Source organism: Aquirufa salirivi (assembly GCF_045310485.1).
GTDB lineage: Bacteria > Bacteroidota > Bacteroidia > Cytophagales > Spirosomataceae > Aquirufa > Aquirufa salirivi.
Window position 1 is genome coordinate 172,830 of record NZ_JBEWZH010000006.1, and the last position, 19,650, is coordinate 192,479.

Annotated in this window: 21 protein-coding genes; 8 read left to right on the top strand and 13 right to left on the bottom strand. The window is 37.4% G+C overall.

Annotation, left to right across the window (positions count from 1 at the left end):
- Nucleotides 1-281 precede the first annotated feature (281 nt).
- From U0R11_RS09690 to U0R11_RS09700, 3 genes are read right to left on the bottom strand one after another with little or no spacing between them, the layout of a single operon-like run.
- On the bottom strand, nucleotides 282-1,202 hold the full coding sequence (locus U0R11_RS09690; protein WP_406751501.1) for a sugar phosphate isomerase/epimerase family protein: 921 nt from the start codon (nucleotides 1,200-1,202) through the stop codon (nucleotides 282-284).
- A 3-nt stretch (nucleotides 1,203-1,205) separates the two neighbouring features.
- Nucleotides 1,206-1,565, bottom strand: a complete 360-nt coding sequence (locus tag U0R11_RS09695) for a transmembrane 220 family protein (protein ID WP_406751502.1) — start codon at nucleotides 1,563-1,565, stop codon at nucleotides 1,206-1,208.
- An 18-nt stretch (nucleotides 1,566-1,583) separates the two neighbouring features.
- Nucleotides 1,584-2,315 (bottom strand): tetratricopeptide repeat protein, encoded by a 732-nt coding sequence (locus U0R11_RS09700; RefSeq protein ID WP_406751503.1) that lies wholly within the window; start codon nucleotides 2,313-2,315, stop codon nucleotides 1,584-1,586.
- Nucleotides 2,316-2,496: 181 nt separating this feature from the next.
- Between U0R11_RS09700 and fsa the strand changes: the two genes are divergently transcribed.
- A complete protein-coding gene (fsa, locus tag U0R11_RS09705) occupies nucleotides 2,497-3,156 on the top strand; it encodes a fructose-6-phosphate aldolase (RefSeq protein ID WP_406751504.1) in 660 nt (219 codons plus the stop codon).
- Nucleotides 3,157-3,164: 8 nt separating this feature from the next.
- Nucleotides 3,165-3,836, top strand: coding sequence for a cell division ATP-binding protein FtsE (locus U0R11_RS09710; RefSeq protein ID WP_406751505.1), 672 nt, complete (start codon nucleotides 3,165-3,167; stop codon nucleotides 3,834-3,836).
- A gap of 65 nt (nucleotides 3,837-3,901) precedes the next feature.
- Here the strand turns inward: U0R11_RS09710 and porX are convergent, their stop codons facing one another.
- Nucleotides 3,902-5,467: a T9SS response regulator signal transducer PorX gene (gene porX / locus U0R11_RS09715; protein WP_406751506.1), complete on the bottom strand. Its 1,566-nt coding sequence runs from the start codon at nucleotides 5,465-5,467 to the stop codon at nucleotides 3,902-3,904.
- Nucleotides 5,468-5,605: 138 nt separating this feature from the next.
- Here porX and U0R11_RS09720 point away from each other — a divergent pair, with 138 nt between their 5' ends.
- Entirely contained in the window at nucleotides 5,606-5,902 is a 297-nt protein-coding gene (locus tag U0R11_RS09720) for a HesB/IscA family protein (RefSeq protein WP_406751507.1), read from the top strand.
- On the top strand, nucleotides 5,899-6,789 hold the full coding sequence (locus U0R11_RS09725) for a Ppx/GppA phosphatase family protein (RefSeq protein ID WP_406751508.1): 891 nt from the start codon (nucleotides 5,899-5,901) through the stop codon (nucleotides 6,787-6,789). Before U0R11_RS09720 ends, U0R11_RS09725 begins: the two co-directional genes overlap by 4 nt.
- Nucleotides 6,790-6,971: 182 nt before the next feature.
- Here U0R11_RS09725 and U0R11_RS09730 read toward each other — a convergent pair whose 3' ends face one another.
- Genes U0R11_RS09730 through U0R11_RS09755 form a run of 6 tightly spaced genes read right to left on the bottom strand, consistent with a single transcriptional unit; the run spans nucleotide 6,972 to nucleotide 11,472 of the window.
- Nucleotides 6,972-7,862 carry a DUF3078 domain-containing protein gene (locus tag U0R11_RS09730; protein WP_406751509.1) on the bottom strand — a complete coding sequence of 297 codons (891 nt, stop codon included), beginning with the start codon at nucleotides 7,860-7,862 and terminating at the stop codon, nucleotides 6,972-6,974.
- Between the two features lie 26 nt (nucleotides 7,863-7,888).
- Nucleotides 7,889-8,848 carry an aldose 1-epimerase gene (locus U0R11_RS09735; RefSeq protein WP_406751510.1) on the bottom strand — a complete coding sequence of 320 codons (960 nt, stop codon included), beginning with the start codon at nucleotides 8,846-8,848 and terminating at the stop codon, nucleotides 7,889-7,891.
- A complete protein-coding gene (locus U0R11_RS09740) occupies nucleotides 8,839-9,621 on the bottom strand; it encodes a TIGR02757 family protein (RefSeq protein ID WP_406751511.1) in 783 nt (260 codons plus the stop codon). Before U0R11_RS09740 ends, U0R11_RS09735 begins: the two co-directional genes overlap by 10 nt.
- Nucleotides 9,622-9,625: 4 nt before the next feature.
- Entirely contained in the window at nucleotides 9,626-9,790 is a 165-nt protein-coding gene (locus tag U0R11_RS09745; RefSeq protein ID WP_166375595.1) for a hypothetical protein, read from the bottom strand.
- A 1-nt stretch (nucleotide 9,791) separates the two neighbouring features.
- Nucleotides 9,792-10,727 (bottom strand): septal ring lytic transglycosylase RlpA family protein, encoded by a 936-nt coding sequence (locus U0R11_RS09750; RefSeq protein WP_406751512.1) that lies wholly within the window; start codon nucleotides 10,725-10,727, stop codon nucleotides 9,792-9,794.
- The gene (locus U0R11_RS09755) at nucleotides 10,717-11,472 is read right to left on the bottom strand and encodes a hypothetical protein (protein ID WP_406751513.1); all 756 of its coding nucleotides are present in this window, start codon (nucleotides 11,470-11,472) and stop codon (nucleotides 10,717-10,719) included. Before U0R11_RS09755 ends, U0R11_RS09750 begins: the two co-directional genes overlap by 11 nt.
- Before the next feature lie 72 nt (nucleotides 11,473-11,544).
- Here U0R11_RS09755 and kdsB point away from each other — a divergent pair, with 72 nt between their 5' ends.
- From kdsB to metF, 3 genes are all read left to right on the top strand, one after another.
- Complete coding sequence (gene kdsB / locus U0R11_RS09760) at nucleotides 11,545-12,297, top strand: 3-deoxy-manno-octulosonate cytidylyltransferase (protein ID WP_406751514.1); 753 nt, start codon at nucleotides 11,545-11,547, stop codon at nucleotides 12,295-12,297.
- 100 nt (nucleotides 12,298-12,397) lie between these two features.
- Nucleotides 12,398-16,159: a methionine synthase gene (gene metH, locus U0R11_RS09765; protein WP_406751515.1), complete on the top strand. Its 3,762-nt coding sequence runs from the start codon at nucleotides 12,398-12,400 to the stop codon at nucleotides 16,157-16,159.
- A 3-nt stretch (nucleotides 16,160-16,162) separates the two neighbouring features.
- Nucleotides 16,163-17,116 carry a methylenetetrahydrofolate reductase [NAD(P)H] gene (metF, locus tag U0R11_RS09770; RefSeq protein ID WP_406751516.1) on the top strand — a complete coding sequence of 318 codons (954 nt, stop codon included), beginning with the start codon at nucleotides 16,163-16,165 and terminating at the stop codon, nucleotides 17,114-17,116.
- 35 nt (nucleotides 17,117-17,151) lie between these two features.
- On the opposite strand, the gene U0R11_RS09775 is transcribed toward metF, so the two are convergent.
- Nucleotides 17,152-17,721: an NUMOD4 domain-containing protein gene (locus U0R11_RS09775; RefSeq protein ID WP_406751517.1), complete on the bottom strand. Its 570-nt coding sequence runs from the start codon at nucleotides 17,719-17,721 to the stop codon at nucleotides 17,152-17,154.
- Nucleotides 17,722-18,279: 558 nt separating this feature from the next.
- On the opposite strand from U0R11_RS09775, the gene U0R11_RS09780 reads away from it, so the two are divergent.
- Nucleotides 18,280-18,636: a CoA-binding protein gene (locus U0R11_RS09780; protein WP_406751518.1), complete on the top strand. Its 357-nt coding sequence runs from the start codon at nucleotides 18,280-18,282 to the stop codon at nucleotides 18,634-18,636.
- A gap of 42 nt (nucleotides 18,637-18,678) precedes the next feature.
- Here the strand turns inward: U0R11_RS09780 and purS are convergent, their stop codons facing one another.
- Together purS and U0R11_RS09790 are read right to left on the bottom strand one after the other, a co-directional pair.
- Entirely contained in the window at nucleotides 18,679-18,930 is a 252-nt protein-coding gene (purS, locus tag U0R11_RS09785; protein ID WP_166375587.1) for a phosphoribosylformylglycinamidine synthase subunit PurS, read from the bottom strand.
- On the bottom strand, nucleotides 18,927-19,649 hold the full coding sequence (locus U0R11_RS09790) for a CDP-alcohol phosphatidyltransferase family protein (protein WP_406751519.1): 723 nt from the start codon (nucleotides 19,647-19,649) through the stop codon (nucleotides 18,927-18,929). Before U0R11_RS09790 ends, purS begins: the two co-directional genes overlap by 4 nt.
- Nucleotide 19,650 lies beyond the last annotated feature (1 nt).

A 19,650-nucleotide genomic window follows, 5' to 3' on the forward strand; every position in this document is an offset into this window, starting at 1 on the left:
AACATGTCAATCAATAGATGGATATTTCCGGTGTACGAGCCGAGGATTTAAATCCTTGGCTTTTTGTTTGAAAAACATGTCAATCAATAGAGGATTATTTCCGTTGTACGAGCCGAGGATTTAAATCCTCGGCTTTTGTCTTGTGAAACCAATAAAATTTTGATTCAATTTTCTTTGATATATTTCCGAGGATTTAAATCCTCGGCTTTGAATAGTGAAACCAATTCAATTTTTTTTTGATAAATGTCCGAGGATTTAAATCCTCGGCATCCTATCCTCCATTAAGGCAAATACTGCTTAATATGATTTCTCGCACTTAATATGGCCATTTCAATATCTTCATCAGATCCTTCATAGGCCTTATCTTCCACTTCAATGACGATCGGACCGCGATATCTTACATCATTTAAGGCCGAAATGAATTTGCCCCAATGAATATCGCCTAAACCTGGAATTTTAGGAGAATGATATTCCAATGGATTGGCCAATATTCCAACTCGATTCAATTTTTCCGGATAAACCTTGACATCCTTTAAGTGTACATGATGCAATTTTTCCGCATAATGATAGATAGGATAAGTATAATCCATCATCTGGAAGACCATGTGGGAAGGGTCATAATTTAATCCAAAGTTTTTAGATGGAATGATGCTAAATAATTGGTCCCAAATTTTAGGTGTCGTCATGAGATTTTTTCCACCAGGCCACTCATCATCTGTAAAGAACATGGGGCAGTTTTCGATACCAATTTTAATATCCAATGAATCAGCCAAGGCAATTATCTCTGGCCAAACTTCGGTAAACTTGTCAATGTTATAGGCTACGTTTTTGGTATAATCTCGACCAACAAAGGTATTAACTGTGCCTATTCCTAAAACAGCAGCAGCTTTGATAATTTTTTTGATATGTTCCCGATAATACAATGCCTTCTCTTCATTGGGATCCATGGGGTTGGGATAATATCCCAAGGCTGAAATCTTAACTGGATGAAGCGCTAATTGCGCTTTAAGGGCCAATAAATCCTCGTGGGAAAGCTTATCTACCGCGATATGACTTACACCCGCGTATCGACGAGTATCTACATTGCTCGTTGGCCAACACATGATTTCTACACAAGCAAATTGTTGTAGATGAGCAAAATCCAATACCTCCCACAAGGTTTTATTGGGAAGTATAGCTGAAACAAATCCTAAATCAAGCATGTATTAATTGTATTTTTTATCAAGAAAATAAAATGTCGCAAATGAAAATGTGGTAATCCATAATCCAACTGCCTCACGGGCTAATTCTTGATTCATGGTTTTCATACTCAATCCATCGGTGATGAAACCTTCCCAAGCGGTCATTTCTACCCAAGTTTGAAGCCCAGCCACTCCCGAAAGTATAAATAGTACCACCATCAATTCGGAGTTTACTTTACCTGTTATTGCTCGGAAAGCAGTATAGGATGGAATCAAGTAAACGGGTACCCATAAGATTGGATCAGGGTCATTCAATTGCCAATAGGCAAACAAGATGAAAATAATTGTAAATGAGATACCTGAAATTAGAAAAGCTTTGTTCATGTTGGTATGGTTTAGGTGTTATTCACAGAGTTTATGGACAGCCTCTTTGGCCCCTGGATAATTCATTTTTTTGGCTTGCTGAAATGCTAGACAAGCCTTTTCGCTCAATTTTTGTTGGTATAAACTTAATCCTAAGGCATAATAACCTTTGCCAAATGTAGGATTAATTTCAACAGTTTTTTCAAAGTCCTTGGCTGCCTCTGTTAGGTTTCCCCCTTGATAGTAAATATTTCCGCGATTGTACAAGGCATTGATTTCCTGGGGGTTCTTAGCCAAGCAAGTCGTGAAATCCGTCAATGCAAGTTTAGGTTTAGCCAAAGCTGCCCAAACAATTCCTCTTTGTAAATATGCCGAAGCCGAATCTGGAGCATTTTTAATGGCAATTTCTAATGGAGCCAATGCTTTTTCCCATTCAGATTTCTCCATTCTTACTGCCGCTAAATTTAATTGAGCTTGATATAAAGAGGGCTTTAATTCCGTAGCTTTGAGATAATTACTTTCTGCTTCTACGAATTTTTTCTCTTGAAAATCAATTACTCCCAACATATTATAAGCTTCGGCTGAACCAGGGTTTTTCTCAATGGATTTTTTTAAAGCTTCTCGGGCAGATACTAATTCACCCTTTTTTAAGCGAGTTTTAGCTTCTTCTAGCCAAGCATCGGATGAAGATGAACAAGAAGATAACAGGGCTACGAGGAGACAGGCAACTAAGGGCCAGGTTTTTAGGATACGCATGTTAATTAATAGCATCATCAAAGTTAATGCCTAGCGCTAAAATATCGGTATGTATTTTGAAAAAAGGGGCATTTTTTATTATATTTGCAATGGCAAATTACCAGCTCCCGCTGAATCCCCCAGGTCTTGATCGAAGCAAGGGTAAGTTGGTTGTAGCGGTGAATTTGCCATTTTTTTGTTTTAACCAATCCTACTCATGAAATTTTTTATCGATACAGCCAATTTAGAACACATTAAAGAGGCACAAGATCTAGGTATTTTAGATGGTGTTACTACCAATCCATCCTTGATGGCCAAAGAGGGCATCAGTGGAAAAGATCAAGTTTTAAAGCATTATAAAGCTATATGTGATATCGTTGATGGAGATGTTTCCGCCGAAGTTATTGCTACTGACTTCGCTGGAATGATTCGTGAGGGTGAGGAATTAGCAGAATTAGATGATAAAATCGTGGTTAAAATACCGATCATCAAAGACGGTGTAAAAGCCCTTAAATATTTTTCTGATCGCGGTATCAAAACCAATTGTACTTTAGTATTTTCTGCTGGTCAAGCTTTGTTAGCTGCCAAAGCAGGTGCTACTTATGTATCTCCATTCATTGGACGCTTGGATGATATTTCTTATGATGGAATTCAATTGATCGAACAAATTCGATTAATTTATGATAATTATGAATTTGAAACGGAAATCTTAGCCGCTTCTGTTCGTCACCCGATGCACATTATTAATTGTGCCGAAGTCGGAGCAGATGTGATGACTGGTCCATTATCTGCTATTCTAGCTTTATTAAAACATCCCTTGACAGATAGCGGTTTAGCTACTTTCTTGGCTGATTACGAAAAAGCAAAGAATAAATAAGCAATCTTATGGCCGTTCTATCTTTTGAAAATGTCACTATTTTGCAAGATGGTATTCCTACCTTGCAAAATATCAATTTGGAGATGAATGAGGGGGATTTTGCCTATTTAATTGGCAAAACAGGAAGTGGGAAAAGTACACTTTTTCGCTCCATCTACGCCGAATTACCCATTGAATTAGGTCTTGCCCATGTGGCAGGCTATTCATTGAATGATATTAAAAGTAGCGATGTGCCTTTCCTACGTCGTAAACTTGGATTTGTTTTTCAAGACTTCCAATTGTTGACTGACCGTAATGTTGAAAAGAACCTATCCTTTGTTTTGGAGGCTACCGGTCACTCCAATCCAGATGAAATTCGTTACCGTATTGAGCAAGTTTTAGCTCAAGTAGGTATGAGCAATGCGATTCAGAAACGGGTACATCGACTTTCCGGAGGAGAGCAGCAACGTATCTGTATCGCTAGAGCCATATTAAATAATCCAGTACTTTTATTAGCGGATGAACCTACTGGGCATCTAGATCCAGAAGTCTCCTTAGAAATTATGCAATTGTTTAAGCAATTAAACCAACAAGGAACTGCTATTTTGATGGCAAGTCATGATTACAATACCATGCGCCAAGTTACCGGTAAATTTCTCAAATGCGAAGGAGGGAATATCTTTCCTGTAGATAGCATATAGAGTCGAAGCACTGCCTCAGCTTTTCATCATCTTTCCCCGTTTAACCCCATAGCGCGGCTTCAGCTTTACTTGCCCGTTAGGTACACCACAGGTATGATACATTCCTCCAGCGATATGCCACCATGTTGGAAGGTATTTCGGTAGTGATTCACATAATGGTTGTAATTATTAGGATAGGCAAACATATAATCTTCTTTACTAAACACATAGGTAGTAGACACATTGGGCTTTGGTAAAAACAATTGCTCAGGTCTTCGAGAAACCATCATTTTATTGGTATTATCCCAATTCAAATTTTTTCCCTGCTTATAGCGTAAATTGGTATTCGTCGATCTATCCCCCACAATTTTAATGGGATTTTGGACCCGAATCATCCCATGGTCGGTGGTGATAATCACGCGACCTTTCTTATCCGAAATTCTTTTTAATAGGTCAAAAAGGGGAGAGTGCAAAAACCAACTAGCTGTTAAGCTTCGATAAGCTGATTCATCTGGTGCTAATTCTTTAATCATAGCCATATCTGTTCTCGCATGGGAAAGCATATCCACAAAATTGTAAACGATCACATTTAAGTCATTCGTCAATAATTTACTGAAATTATCTACTAAATTTTTCCCTTGGTATTGATGTATAATCTTATGATAAGATGCTTTGGCATTAATTCTCAATCGCTTCAATTGCTCTTGTAAAAAGAATTCTTCGTATTGATTAAAGCCTTCCTCATCTTCGGAATCTCCCAAATCAAATATCCATTTATCTGGATAGTTTTTTTGTATTTCTAAAGGCATCATGCCCGCAAAAATGGCATTTCGTGCGTAGGCTGTTGTGGTAGGTAAGATGGAATAATACGTTTCTTCCTGCTCCAATTGGAAATAATCTTGTATAAATCCTTCCAATATTTTCCATTGGTCAAAACGTAAATTATCCACCAGAATAAAGAAAAGAGGACTTTTCTCTTTCAGTTTAGGAAATACATACTTGCGCATCATTAAATGAGAAAGTATAGGCGTTTCAGTATCAGGCTTTTGTAGCCAGTTTTCATATGAATTCTCAATGAATTTACTAAAATGTACGTTGGCCTCTGATTTTTGACTACTTAAAACCTCCGCCATTGATTTGTTTTCCGTTTTGTCAATTTCAAGTTCCCAATACAGTAATTTTTTGTAAATATCAGCCCATTCTTTGGCACTCAATTGGTCTTGATATTGTAAGGATAATGCCCTAAACTCTTGTTGGTAACTGATATTGGTTTTTTCCTCTTCCAGACGCTTTTTGTCAAAAATACGTTTAACGGAAAGTAGTAACTGATTGGGATTGAGTGGCTTAATTAAGTAATCAGCAATTTTAGATCCAATGGCATCTTCCATCAGTTCTTCTTCCTCTGATTTGGTAATCATGATTACTGGAAGATTCGGTCTAATTTGTTTGATGGAAATCAATACTTCTAAGCCCGACATGCCAGGCATATTCTCATCTAAAAAAAGCACATCAAATTTTTGCTTCTCTACCAATTCCAAGGCATCAGCCCCTGAATTCACAGTTGTCACCTGATAGCCCTTGTTTTCAAGGAAAAGTATATAAGGAGTTAATAAATCAATTTCGTCGTCAGCCCAAAGTATCGAATACGTCATGTTGTATTATTTTATTCTTTCTTAACCCATCTGTGTAGTAAATATTGTTCATCCAAAAATTTAATTTTTGTTAAATGAACAATCTAGATTTTGGTCACCTAAAATTAGCTAATTTTGTTTTGCTAATCGTTTTTTTCCATGGCTAATACAGAAGCTCCTGTTCGATTTACTGAAAGTGCCAAGGCCAATTTATTGCCCTTGGTTCAAGAAGGTAAAATGCCTGAGCCTTTTATTCGAGTTGGGATGAAAGGAGGTACCTGTGGTGGCACCTATGTTTTAGGTTTTGATTCCAAAACTGAGTTTGATGAAGAATATGTGATTGATGAAATTCCTTTGTTAATTGATCGTCGGCAATTGCTTTTTGTTTTGGGGACAGAAATAGATTTTGAAGCTCGTGCCAATGGTTTTTACTTACACAAACCCCTTACCGTATGAAATTTGCTGCTATTGATATAGGTTCCAATGCTGCCCGACTACAAATTTCCAGTGTATTGGAAAATGACGGAGTCATTAGCTTTAAACGTATAGAATATGTGCGTTTCGCCTTACGTTTAGGCCACGACGTATTCATTGATGGGATCATTTCGCCTGATTCAGAAGTCCGTATTTTTAAGCTGTTACATGCCTATAAATTACTCATGGATTTACATGAAGTAAAGGATTATGCCATTTGTGCTACTTCTGCCATGAGGGAAGCCTCCAATGCTACTGATATCATTACTCGTATCCATAAAATTTTAGATATGAAGATCAATGTGATTGATGGTAGTAGAGAAGCGGAGTTGATCAATGATGTGGTAGTTCAATCTTTGCATCCCAAGAAAAACTACTTACATATCGATGTAGGTGGAGGTTCTACCGAATTAAACATTTACCACAATCGCCAAAAATTGGCCTCAAAATCCTTTAAAATAGGATCCGTTCGTCTACTAGAAGGTAAAGAGAAAGAGGGTGATTGGGAAAAGATGCAAAAATGGATAACCCAACAAAAAATGGAAATCCCGGGGGAAATGATTGCCGTTGGTACCGGAGGGAACATTAGTAAATTGTATAATATCTCAGAAAAGGTAAATGAGTCTAAAATGATGCAATTCATTGAATTACAACGCATTTCAGATTATGTCGCATCATTTACTTACGAAGAGCGAGTGCACAAATTGCGCTTGAATACGGACCGTGCAGATGTCATTGTTCCCGCTGCGTCTATTTATTTGGCTGCTATGAAAACCGCTGAGTGTGAAGAAATTTTTGTGCCCGACTTAGGACTAAAAGACGGAATCATCCAACTATTGTATGATCGTTATTTACAAAGAAAAAAGTAAGGGATTTTTAGGGATTAGTTATTAGTTATTAGTAGTTTTCAGTTCTTAGGTATTAGTTATTAGGGTTTAGTTTTTAGGGAATAGTAGTGTTCAGTTCATAGGGATTAGTTATTAGTTTTATCTACATTCTTCATTCTACATTCTACATTCTTCTGATAACTAATCACTAATACCTAAATTACCTACTTCGTGATTTTATACAACAAGCCCATTGACAATATCTGAGAAAACTGCCAATTGGGGTCCTGGTCATAATCTCGAAATAAGACTGCTTGCACATTAGTGCTCAGGTATTTGTTCACCTTCATGGTTAAATTAGCATCAAATCGATGCACAATACCATTGGAAACACCGAATCGGAAATAGTCCATCAAAGCAGAATATCGAGCTTTTAAATTTACATTTTCAAAAATGTTTTTATCCACGTTGGCCAAAAACTGAAATACAAACTGATTACGGATATTATCTCCTGGTTTTTGTAAACCATATAGCCCCGCACGTGAAATTCGTTCATCCAAAACAAAGGTTTGACGTAAACTACCTATACCAAATCGCGTGTAAAATGCCTTTTGAGGATGGTATTCAAAACCCATCGATGTAGTTAAATAAGCAGGCGCAAAAATGGATGAAGTAATGGAATCAATGGGTATGCCAACACTATTTTTTTTGTTGTATTCAAAACCTTGAAAAAACTGGGTTTGAAAGTTGGTCGAACCATAGTAGTCCCATTTAGGACTAATCCGATAACCTGCTTTAAATTCATAAAAAATACGGTCTACGTTTTTACGTAAACTTTGTGTCCTATTTTGTAAAAAACCGACCTGCATTTGTAAATCACTCGCTAAGCGCCATGAATTATTTTGCACATTAGCCGAATGGTTTAAATACCAGCCTGTCGCGAATGTATTAGTTCCCCCACCTTTCCAGTTATCACTAAAGCTTGATTGATTTAGGTTTATACCCGTGGTGAATTCCTGCTTCCATTTTCTTACGACACTGTCAGGTTTCATCGAGCCCATCGACTGAAAAGCAATAAAAATGCCAGCGAAAATTAGGAAAAAATGGACCTTCATGAGACAAATGTACAAAAATGATTGTTCTACCTTGTGTGCTCTAACGGATTTCCTACCCAAATTTGTACATTTCCTTGAAAAAAATCTTTCGATTTTAACTGAATTAGTCCGTCCAACGTATTCATCGCATCCGTATTGGCTGTCATGGGTTCAATCGCTACACACTGCTCATTGGCTGGAGCAAAAACTACCAGAAATGGGAACAATTGACTTGATTGCTGCACAAAAAGCGCCCTTTTTAGTTTGGTATCAACTAACTCAGTCACATGAATTTCGCTAGGATTTAATCGGAAAACATGGTCAATTTGTTGAGTTCTAAAGGATAATCCGTCTTTCATTTCCAGCAATTCCTCTTTCATAGGAATCATTTGTGAATCAGATAAAAATCGACTTTTTCCTTGAAAGAAAATGTGGTAATCAACCAAATCTGTTCCTGGTATTTGAAAATAGGGATGCCAGCCACAGGCAAATGGCATTTCGCCTTCTCCCGTATTTTGACATTTCATCGAAACATCCAATTTCCCATGGGAGTACAACGTGAATTCCCAGGTATATTGAAATGGGAAGGGATAACCCTCAAAATCACCGGTGTAGGTATAAATTAGTTCTATTCGGGCATATTCCTGATTGCATTCTTGATGGCCTAATTCGAAGTTTCTTCTCGCCAAAAATCCATGAATGGCATTACCCAAAGCCTTTTCATTGATGGGTAATTGGTAGTTTTTTCCTAAAAAAGAATAATTTCCATTTCTTACTCGGTTAACCCAGGGACAAAGTAAGGCACTTGGATATAAGTCATTTTCTGTCATGGAATATTGACCTTCCTGTGGAATAGTAATAATATTTTCAAGCTTTCCTTGTATCAATACATGGAGGCTTTTTAATGCACCACCTACATCTTGTAAAATCTCTGCGGATTCACCAGTTTGTGGATTTTTTAATTGAACAACTCGGCCATCGGCAGAATCAAAAAAGTTTATTTCCATCGTGTTTTATCTTCTATTCCCATGCCATATAAAGCAAAATCATATTTCACAGGATCTGTTGCATCAACTTGTTTTAATACATGGGTTAGCTCTAAGGCCTTCTTCCAAGTAGTGGGGCCAGTCTTTACTAAGCCTAATTTTTCTGCTGTTCTTTGCGAATGCACATCTAAAGGACAAATTAATTGTTTGGGAGATATTTTTGACCAAATTCCAAAATCTACTCCTGCCTCATCTTTCCTTACCATCCACCTTAAAAACATGCATAATCTTTTGCATGCAGAGTTTTTTAATGGAGCTGACACATGTTTTTTCGTCCTTTTGGGAGCCCATTCACAATCAAAAAAATAGCCGTAAAACCCATTCAAGGCTTGTTCTATACTTTCATTTTCCGAATTAAATTCACCTTGGGTAAAAGCCATTTCTAAACTAGGATGCTGCTGATAATGTCTTTGAAAAAATGAAAGAAAATACAAGGTATCGGTACTATTAAAAGTTCGATGTTTGAAGGATTCAAACCTTTGGAGATCTTTAGATTGATGGTTCATGACAAAATCATAAGGTGCTCCATCCATTAAGTCAATTAACTCTCTTCCTTTTTGCAAGATGGTTTTTCGCTGCCCCCAAGCTAACATCGCAACCCAAAATCCCATAATTTCTATATCCTGCTGTTGACTAAATAAATGCGGGATAGAAATGGGATCATGTTCAATGAATCTAGGATGATTGAAAAATGCCACTTTATTATTCAGTAGCTCAGCCAGTTCCTGCTGCATCGTCCTATTTTTTTGAACCAAAGAAGGCTATGATTTTGGAAGGTAAGGAGAAAATCCAAACCAAAATGGTTACTAAAACCGAAAATGTAGCAATGAAAGGGTAGGATAAGATAAAAAATATCTCAAATACTACATTTCCTGCGGTAATGGGTCTTTTACGTTTCGCCATCTTATTGAACTAAATAACTAATTTCAGCTCGAATACGTTTATCAATGGCATTTAATCGCTCAAATGCTTTAGGGGATAATTTGATAATAACTTTATTGTCGGTATTCGGTAATCTTCCAATCACCTTAACCCATATACTTTGATTGTTGGCCAAATTTTTCACTAATACCAATGTTCCAATAGGAGCAGATTTATGTAAAGCCAAATACTTTCCTGAATTATCTGGAACATCGATTAGTTCAGCAATTCCAGTCTCAATGGTCTTACGAATTCCTTCTTGGCTTGTACTTCCTTCTGGTGTAGTGCTAGCCGCTGCTGGGTTTTCTTTGGCGACGGGTAAAGTCATGTCAATTTTTGCTTCTGTACTTGTAGTAGTCTTTTCCATTTTGCTAGGCAAAAGACCTGTCTTGTCAATACTCGTAGCAGCACTAGGTTCAGCAATAATCAATCGTTGACCTTCTTGTAATCGATCAGAAGTTAAGTTATTCCACTTTCTGATTTGAGCCATAGTCACCTGATGCATATTGGCGATAGTCAATAAACCTTGTCTTCTAGCTACTATATGTATCCCTTTATCTGACTTGTTTCCATCTTCCACCATTTTTTCATTGGCTACCGGTGCCACACTTGCTTCATTTGGCTTGTCAATGGTTTTCAAAATACTCGGACTTTCCTCCAAATAATGCAGTGGAATAAATACCAATTCTCCTGTTTTTACTGGAATGGCAATTTCTGGATTAACCTGTTTAAATTCTGTTAAGGATAAATTATATCGACGAAGTATAGAAAACAAGGATTGTTTAGCACCTACTTTAAATACGATATATGTTTTATTGTTTTCTTTTTTTAAGCCAAGTGAATCTACCGTAATGGCGTTTATTTGTAAGGAAATACCCACACAAATAAATAGGAAGAGTATAAATGATTTAAAATTCATAGATTTCTAGTTGTAGCTTTTGTTGAATAAATAAAAGGTGATTTTGGAAAATTTGAAAGGTATGATATCCCATTAATTCACCCTCCTCCAGTAATTCATGCAGTAAAATTTGGAAGTTAAGGTCACAGACCAGCAGGTAATTTTTCCAAGCACCATCGTAAAGATAATAAGAAAAAATTAGCTTATCCTCGCCTTCCCAATAATCCAAACCCTTTGCAATCTGTAAACTGAATTTTAAACTAAAAAATTGTTTGAAGGCACTAAATTGTTCCTGACTTTCTTCAATATGATGCGGACTTTCAAAAGAAAAACTTGCCAAATCAGGTGAGGTTTTTTGTTCACTCAATATTGTTCCAGTATCCAAATCCAATAGCAATACAGAATTCCCCTGTTGGATAATCAGCTGATCTTCGCTTAATTCTTTGGCTTGTTGGCTTTCAATCACATATTGGCATTTCCCCTGTTGTAAATCATAGGCTTCTATGGCTTCAATTCCTGGATTCTTTCCTGATTGTAAACGAACAAAAATCCCTAGTTTTTCTCTGCCTTTTAACCATTGCAAATGACTACTATGCGATGGAATCGATGAAATAACGCTGATTTCATTGTTTTCAAAATCGTAGGAATACCAATTTCCTTGCTGAGCATCTTTCGCCTCAATCCAAAGCTTGGGAGTATCTTTTGATCCCCAATAGCCTAGGCTCCAGATATGTTGTGGAAAACGGTAATGGAATTTTTTTTTCAAGACAGACGAAAGGTTTCTAGGCAAATAATGTGCAAATTTGGCAATATTCTATCAATTAACGTACATCTGAATATGATGCAAGGCAAAAAAGTCGTAGCCGTAATCCCAGCTAGGTATGCTTCTACTCGCTTTCCAGGAAAACCATTGGTTGATTTGGGAGGGAAACCCATGATCCAACGGACCTATGATCAAGTTGCATCCGTTCCCGGATGGGAACGAATCATCATTGCTACTGATGATGAACGTATTTTTTCGGTAGCCAAGAAATTTGGTGCGGAAGTCATGATGACAGATGAGTCACATCAATCAGGTACCGACCGCTGTGCCGAAATATTAAGTTATTTAGATAGTCCAGTGGATTATTTAGTGAATATACAAGGAGATGAACCTTTCATTAACCCCGATCAATTGCTAGAGCTTAGCTCTGGATTTGCAAGTAATGCACCAATTCTGACTTTGGTAAAAGAAATTCACGACGAACTAACCTTGTTCAATACCAATGTACCTAAGGTGGTCATGGATGATCAACATAATGCTTTGTATTTTTCTCGTCAAACCATTCCTTATTTACGCGGTGTTGCTACCGAGGATTGGTTTGATCACCATCACTTTTTTAAGCACATTGGATTATATGCCTATCGCACAGATGTTTTACCCATCTTAAGTCAATTACCCGTTTCTAGTTTAGAAAAGGCTGAAATGTTGGAACAGCTTCGTTGGTTGCAGCATGGATTTCAAATTAAACTCATCGAAACCCAACATGAAACGGTTGGAATTGATAGTCCTTCTGATTTAGAAAAAATCAAGAAATTAGGCTTCCTTTAAATTAAATTCCCTTTATCTAAACCTGCAAAAGGTGTATCTTTATCAGATTTTTATGTGAATATTCGAATTTTTGTACGATTCGGAGAAGGTTTATATCTATATGCAGAAACAAAATATTTTGGATCGTTTGAAAGATCGAATCTTGGTGCTAGATGGTGCCATGGGTTCCTTAATTCAACAATATCAATTAACAGATGCCGATTACCGCGGAGAAAGATTTAAAGACTTTCCTCACGAGGTAAAAGGAAATAATGACTTGTTGTCCATTACACGGCCAGATGTCATTAAGGAAATTCATGCTAAATATTTTGAGGCTGGGGCAGATATTGCTGAAACCAATACCTTCTCAGGTACTTCCATTGCCATGGCAGATTACCATATGGAAGATTTGGTTTATGAATTGAATTTTGAATCAGCCAAGATAGCCAAGGAAGTCGCTGATGAGTATAGTCTGAAAAATCCAGATCAACCACGTTATGTGGCAGGTTCCATTGGGCCTACCAACCGGACTTTGTCTTTATCTCCTGATGTCAACGATCCAGGATTTAGAGCTGTTTCATTCGACGAACTGGTTGAGGCCTATCAAGAGCAAGTAAAGGGATTGGTGGATGGTGGTGTTGATTTGCTTTTGGTTGAAACGGTATTTGATACCTTAAACGCCAAAGCAGCACTTTTTGCTATTGATCAGTATTTCAATCAAAATCCAGATAAACCTTATTTGCCAGTAATGGTATCTGGGACTATTACGGATGCTTCTGGAAGAACGCTTTCTGGTCAAACCACGGAGGCATTTTTGACTTCCATTGCGCACATGCCTTTATTGTCGGTAGGTTTAAATTGTGCTTTGGGAGCAGATTTAATGCGCCCATACATCAAGACACTTTCTGATAAATCACCCTTTTTAGTTTCAGCTCACCCCAATGCAGGTCTACCGAACGAAATGGGTGAATATGATCAAAGTCCAGAAGAAATGGCTTTGGTCATTGAGGATTATTTACAAAATGGCTTTATTAATATCATTGGTGGATGTTGTGGAACCACTCCAGAACACATTCGCTTAATAGCTGAAACGGCAGCCAAGTATCCTCCTCATCAATTACCAAGCGATAATTCAAACCAAAAACTGTCTGGTTTAGAGCCGCTGGAGATTACAGAATTAACCAATTTTGTCAACATCGGGGAGCGTTGTAATGTGACGGGTTCTAAGAAATTTGCCCGTTTAATTCGTGAGGAGAATTTTGAAGAAGCTATAGCCATAGCCAGAGAACAAGCAGATGGGGGCGCTCAAATATTGGATGTCAACCTCGATGAAGGGATGATTGACGGGGTCAAAATGATGCCTCAATTCTTGAATTTATTGATGTCTGAACCTGATATTTCTCGTTTGCCTATCATGATTGACTCTTCCAAATGGGAGGTCATCGAGGCAGGTTTGAAGTGCGTTCAAGGTAAATCAGTCGTGAATTCGATCTCTTTGAAAGAAGGCGAAGATCGGTTCATCGAATTAGCTAAAAAAGTAAAAAGATACGGGGCTTCTGTGGTGGTTATGGCTTTTGATGAACAAGGTCAAGCGGACTCTTACCAACGTCGTATCGAAATTTGTCAAAGAGCCTATGATATTTTAGTCAATGAAGTGGCATTCCCACCTCAGGATATCATCTTTGACCCGAATATTTTGACTGTAGCTACAGGAATGGAAGAGCATAATAATTATGCCAATGATTTCATTCAAGCCACAGCCTGGATCAAGAAAAATCTTCCTCATGCCAAAGTATCAGGCGGAGTCTCTAATATTTCATTTTCTTTCCGAGGAAACGAAGTAGTTCGTGAAGCCATGCACACGGTATTTTTATACTACGCCATCCAAGCGGGTATGGACATGGGTATCGTTAATGCCAGTCAGTTAGGTGTTTACGATGAAATTTCTCAACCATTACGGGATTTGTGTGAAGACGTACTTCTCAATAGAAACCCAGATGCAACGGAGAAATTAGTGGCTTTTGCCGATACGGTTAAGTCCTCCGGAAAAGAACAAGTATTTGATGATGCGTGGAGGAAAATGCCTGTCAATAAGCGCCTTGAACATGCGTTAATCAAGGGTTTGACGGAGTTTATTGATGAGGATACCGAAGAAGCTAGAAAGCTAGTTGAACGCCCAATCCAAGTGATTGAAGGTCCTTTGATGGATGGAATGAATGTGGTGGGTGATTTGTTTGGTGCGGGAAAAATGTTTTTACCACAGGTGGTAAAATCTGCCCGTGTCATGAAAAAGGCGGTAGCCTATTTGTTGCCTTATATTGAAGCAGAAAAACAAGTAGGAGAGAGCTCTTCTGCTGGAAAAATATTATTAGCCACGGTTAAAGGTGATGTGCATGATATCGGTAAAAATATTGTAGGTGTCGTGTTAGCATGTAATAACTATGAAGTTATTGACCTAGGTGTTATGGTATCTTGCGAAAAGATTTTGGCAGCTGCCAAAGAGCACCAAGTGGATATTTTAGGTTTGTCAGGGTTAATTACCCCTAGTTTAGATGAGATGGTTTACGTAGCCAAAGAAATGAAGCGTATGGGCTTTACCATACCTTTGTTAATTGGAGGAGCTACAACCTCTCGCTTACACACTGCAGTAAAAATTGATCCACATTACGATGGACCTGTTATTCACGTATTGGATGCTTCACGCTCTGTACCTGTGGCGGGTAGATTATTGCAGAGTGAATTATCTCAGAAGGAAATATTCAACGAAATCAAAGTGGAATATGCTCAAATACGGGTGCAACATGCCGCGCGTCAACAAGAGAAAAACTATTTGACAATTGATCAAGCCAGACAAAAATCACGAGGAATTGATTGGACAGATTTTAAATCCCATCAACCTAATTTCTTGGGTGTCAAGTATTTTGAAGATTATTCTTTGGCTGAAATTGCTAAATACATTGATTGGACGCCTTTCTTTGCTACTTGGCAATTGAGTGGTAAATACCCTCGCATATTTGATGATGCAGTAGTTGGTCATGAAGCCAAGAAACTATTCCAAGATGCACAAGATTTACTGGCTGAAATTATTCGAGATAAATCCTTGCAGGCGAAAGCTGCACTTGGATTTTTCCCAGCAAATGCTTTTGGAGACGACATTATTTTACATGAAATTAAAGTCAATGAAAATAAAGTAGCCTGTGAAAAGCATGGAGAGCATATCCATGTTCAATATGAGATTCAGAAAAATGATTCAACTTCTGATTCGAGTCAATGGCTGCATCATTTACGTCAGCAAAATGTAAAAGCGGCCAATTTAGCGAATCACTGTTTAAGTGATTTTGTGGCGCCTTTAGAAACAGGGGAGACTGATTATGTAGGAGCATTTGCTGTAACTGCCGGTATTGGTATTGAGGCCCTACTTGAAAAGTATGACAAAGCACACGATGATTATAATTCCATCATGGTGAAAGCTTTAGCTGACCGTTTGGCGGAAGCTTTGGCAGAATTATTGCATGAACGTGTGCGTAAGGAATTTTGGGGATATGAACGTGGTGAAGATTTATCCAATGAAGATCTTATTGCAGAGAAATACAAGGGTATACGACCTGCACCTGGTTATCCAGCTTGTCCAGACCATACAGAAAAGAAGCGACTGTTTGAATTGTTAGATGCCGAAGATAAAATTGGGATACAATTAACAGAAAGTTATGCCATGTATCCTGCATCTTCTGTTTCAGGTTTTTACTTTTCGCATCCTAAATCAACATATTATGGATTAGGTAAAATTACCAAAGACCAAGTGGTGGATTACGCCCAGCGCAAGCAGATGCCAGTAGAGGAGATTGAACGCTGGTTAAGTCCTGTATTAAATTACGATGCATAACATATGACTAAAATTACCGAGTATTTTAAGAATTCAGGAGGCAAAACCTTATTTTCCATCGAAATTATCCCTCCCGTCAAAGGACAACATTTAGGGGAATTAATGAGGCATATAGAGCCATTGATGGAATTTAAGCCACCCTTTATTGAAGTTACTTACCATCGTGAAGAATTTATAGAGAAATTGGTCAATGGGGAGTTAAAGCGAATTCCTATAAGAAAACGCCCAGGCACCTTAGGTATCTGCGCGGCATTGATGCAAAAATTCAAGGTGGAAGCTGTTCCTCACGTTATTTGTGGAGGATTTACGCAGGAAGAAACAGAAGATTTTTTGATTGATTTACATTATTTAGGCATTGAAAATGTGCTTGCCCTTCGTGGTGATCAAGAAAAAGGGGAGGATCGATTTATTCCTAAATTGGGTGGACATGCCTATGCCAATGAATTGGTGGAACAAATTAGTCGAATGAATAAGGGACATTTGTTGTACGAAGAAACCGAATCATTCCCTACGAATTTTTGTGTGGGAGTAGCTGCTTATCCTGAGAAGCATTTCGAAGCAGTTTCTTTAGATACCGACCTACACTATTTAAAACAAAAAGTAGATGCTGGGGCTGATTATGTTGTTACCCAAATGTTTTTTGATAACCAAAAGTACTTTGATTTTGTAAAAGCTTGTCGAAGCATAGGTATTCAAGTACCTATTATACCAGGGATTAAACCACTTGCTACAGCAAAACAATTGGAAGTATTGCCAGCTATTTTTCATTTGGAAATTCCACAAGAACTAGCTAAATCCGTGTTATCTGCTTCTAATCCTGCAGGGATTAAACAAGCAGGAATTGAATGGGCTATTCAACAAGGTAAAGAATTGATCCAAGCGGGTGTTCCAGCTTTGCATTTTTATACCATGAGCAAATCAGATAGTGTCCGATCAATAGCATCGGCATTATTTTAATAAAAAAAGGAGCGATTATTTAATCGCTCCTTTTTTTACATGACTCCTGATTCTTCTAGTTTAACATGTTTCCAGTTTTCGCCCGAACGAATGCGGTTTAGCTGTGTATGGGTGATACCAAATTGCTTGGCAATCATTTTAAAACGGCTTTTTTCTGATTTTAGCATCTTTTTAATCATCAAAACTTTGCTTTCCGTCAGCTTATAATTTTTGGTTCTTTTCGGAATTTGACGATTAATGACACTGGGGTTATTTTTATTGTGAGAGGTGACCAAACTACGATTTCCCCAAGCTAAATTTTCTGCTCGGTTATTCATTTTGTCATGATCCATATGCAATACAAAATTGTCGGATTCCTCTTTTTTATCAATAAAACACTGCGCCACTAATTTGTGGATGTAGCGATTAGCTGATTTTTGCTGAAAGCGAATGTTGAGTGAACGATATCCTTGAATCATTGAACCTTGAATCAGATCACCCTCTGGATTATTCTGAAAGCTTTTTACTCGGCCATAATTAGAGATTTCATAGTGAATTTGATTATCAAATTCAGGGAACGGAATGCGCTTCCATTGCTCATTCCAATAGTTTTTTAAGGCGGTCATAGTATTAATTGTACGTATTATAGAACGGTAGTAATCGCAATTTAATTGTTGTTTCGAATTGCAATAGTTTAGGTCAAAACGAAAAACAATGGCTAAAATTGTTAAACATTTTGATTCTTTACTTGAAAAAAAGGATGAGTGGTTTTAAATTGATTTGACTCAGTTTTACTTCTTTGACATGCATCGTCAAAGCGAGGAATCATACTTAATATGCGTGATGAATATATCTGGTGATATAATTTTGCCAATTGCCTTTTTATCATCTTTGATATTTCTTGTAAGGATGGTCGTCAAATTGTTTTCATTGCGTCAATGTCCATATTTATAAATACATTTCATTTCTTTCTTGTATTTGTGTACTACATACTTCTTAAAGTCTTCTATTGTGTCAAAGGCCATAGGGAATTTGTTTTTATTAGCTTCAAATAAGCTTATGGATATATTTTAAAGTGGAAGTTCCTTTTGAAATGATTAGACTAATTATTCATTAATACCTCCAAGGCCACTCGAATCGAAAAAGAATAAGTATTTTTGCTTGTCAATTTGATCCTTAATTTCATGAAAGTTTTAATCTACGGAGCCTCACTAAATCCCCAACGTTATTCTTATTTAGCGGCCCAAATGTTGCACCAAAAGGGGCATGAAATTATTTTGGTAGGGATCAAAAAAGGAGAATTGTTGGGATTAATAATCCATCCCAATGATTGGATCGAGGATAACGTAGATACGGTCACTTTGTATGTAGGTCCACAAAATCAAGATGGACTATTGGACTACCTACGAAAACTAAAACCTAGAAGGGTGATATTTAATCCTGGCACCGAAAATGAAAAGCTAAGGAAGAGCCTAGAAATGGAGGGAATATTGACAGATGAAGCCTGTACCTTGGTCTTATTGCAAACAGGTCAATTTTAAAAGGAATCTGTCGGAAATGACTCCAACAGATTCCCTTAATATTTAGATTGCTTTCAATACGAAGTCAAATTCCTCCATAATCAAGTTCGCTAATAATTTCTTGCAAGCATTGGTGACAATTTCGTTGGCTTCAGCCTCCGAACTAGCTTCTATTTGTAGCTGGATATGTTTGCCAATACGCACATCAGCCACCTGATGAATATCTAAGTTTTGTAAACCTATACGCACAGCTTTACCTTGTGGATCAAGGATTTCTTTTTGAGGCATTACATTAATTTCAGCTAAAAATTTCATTTTTTTTGGGTATTTAGTATGTAAAGAACTCCTGAAAGGAGAATATAGGATGCAACTAACAGTGGCAATGCTACAAATTTAAGGAAAATCAGTCCAGCAACACAAAAAACTAGGAAAATGAATTTAATTTGATTGCTTTTCCAATCCCAAGTTTTAAACTTAAAGGCCATTAAGGGCAACTCACACACGAGTAAATAACTCATGATCACAGAGTAGATCAATAAACCTTTAAAATTAAGTACATAGTCACTAAACTCCGGTTGAAACTCTAAAATGAGAGGCAAAGCTGTAATCACGATTCCATTAGCAGGAGTCGGTACGCCAATAAACTGATCACTTTGTCGGGTATCTACATTGAACTTTGCCAATCGATAAGCAGAAAAAATGGCCAAAGAAAAAACGATAAATGGTTTATAAAAGCCGAATAGGCCCACAGAACATTGTGTTCCACAGCTGGCTTCAACCAAATGAAAAAGCATGAATGTAGGTAATACACCAAAGGATACCATGTCGGCCAAGGAATCCAGCTCTTTGCCTAAATCTGAATATGCATGCAATAACCTAGCTAGAAAACCATCCAAGAAATCACATATCAATGCAATAATGATGCAATAGGATGCCCATAAAATATGTCCTTGCATGACAAAATAGATGCCAAAACAGCCAGCCAATAAATTGCCTAAGGTTAAGGTATTGGGTATTTCTTTTTTTATGGACATA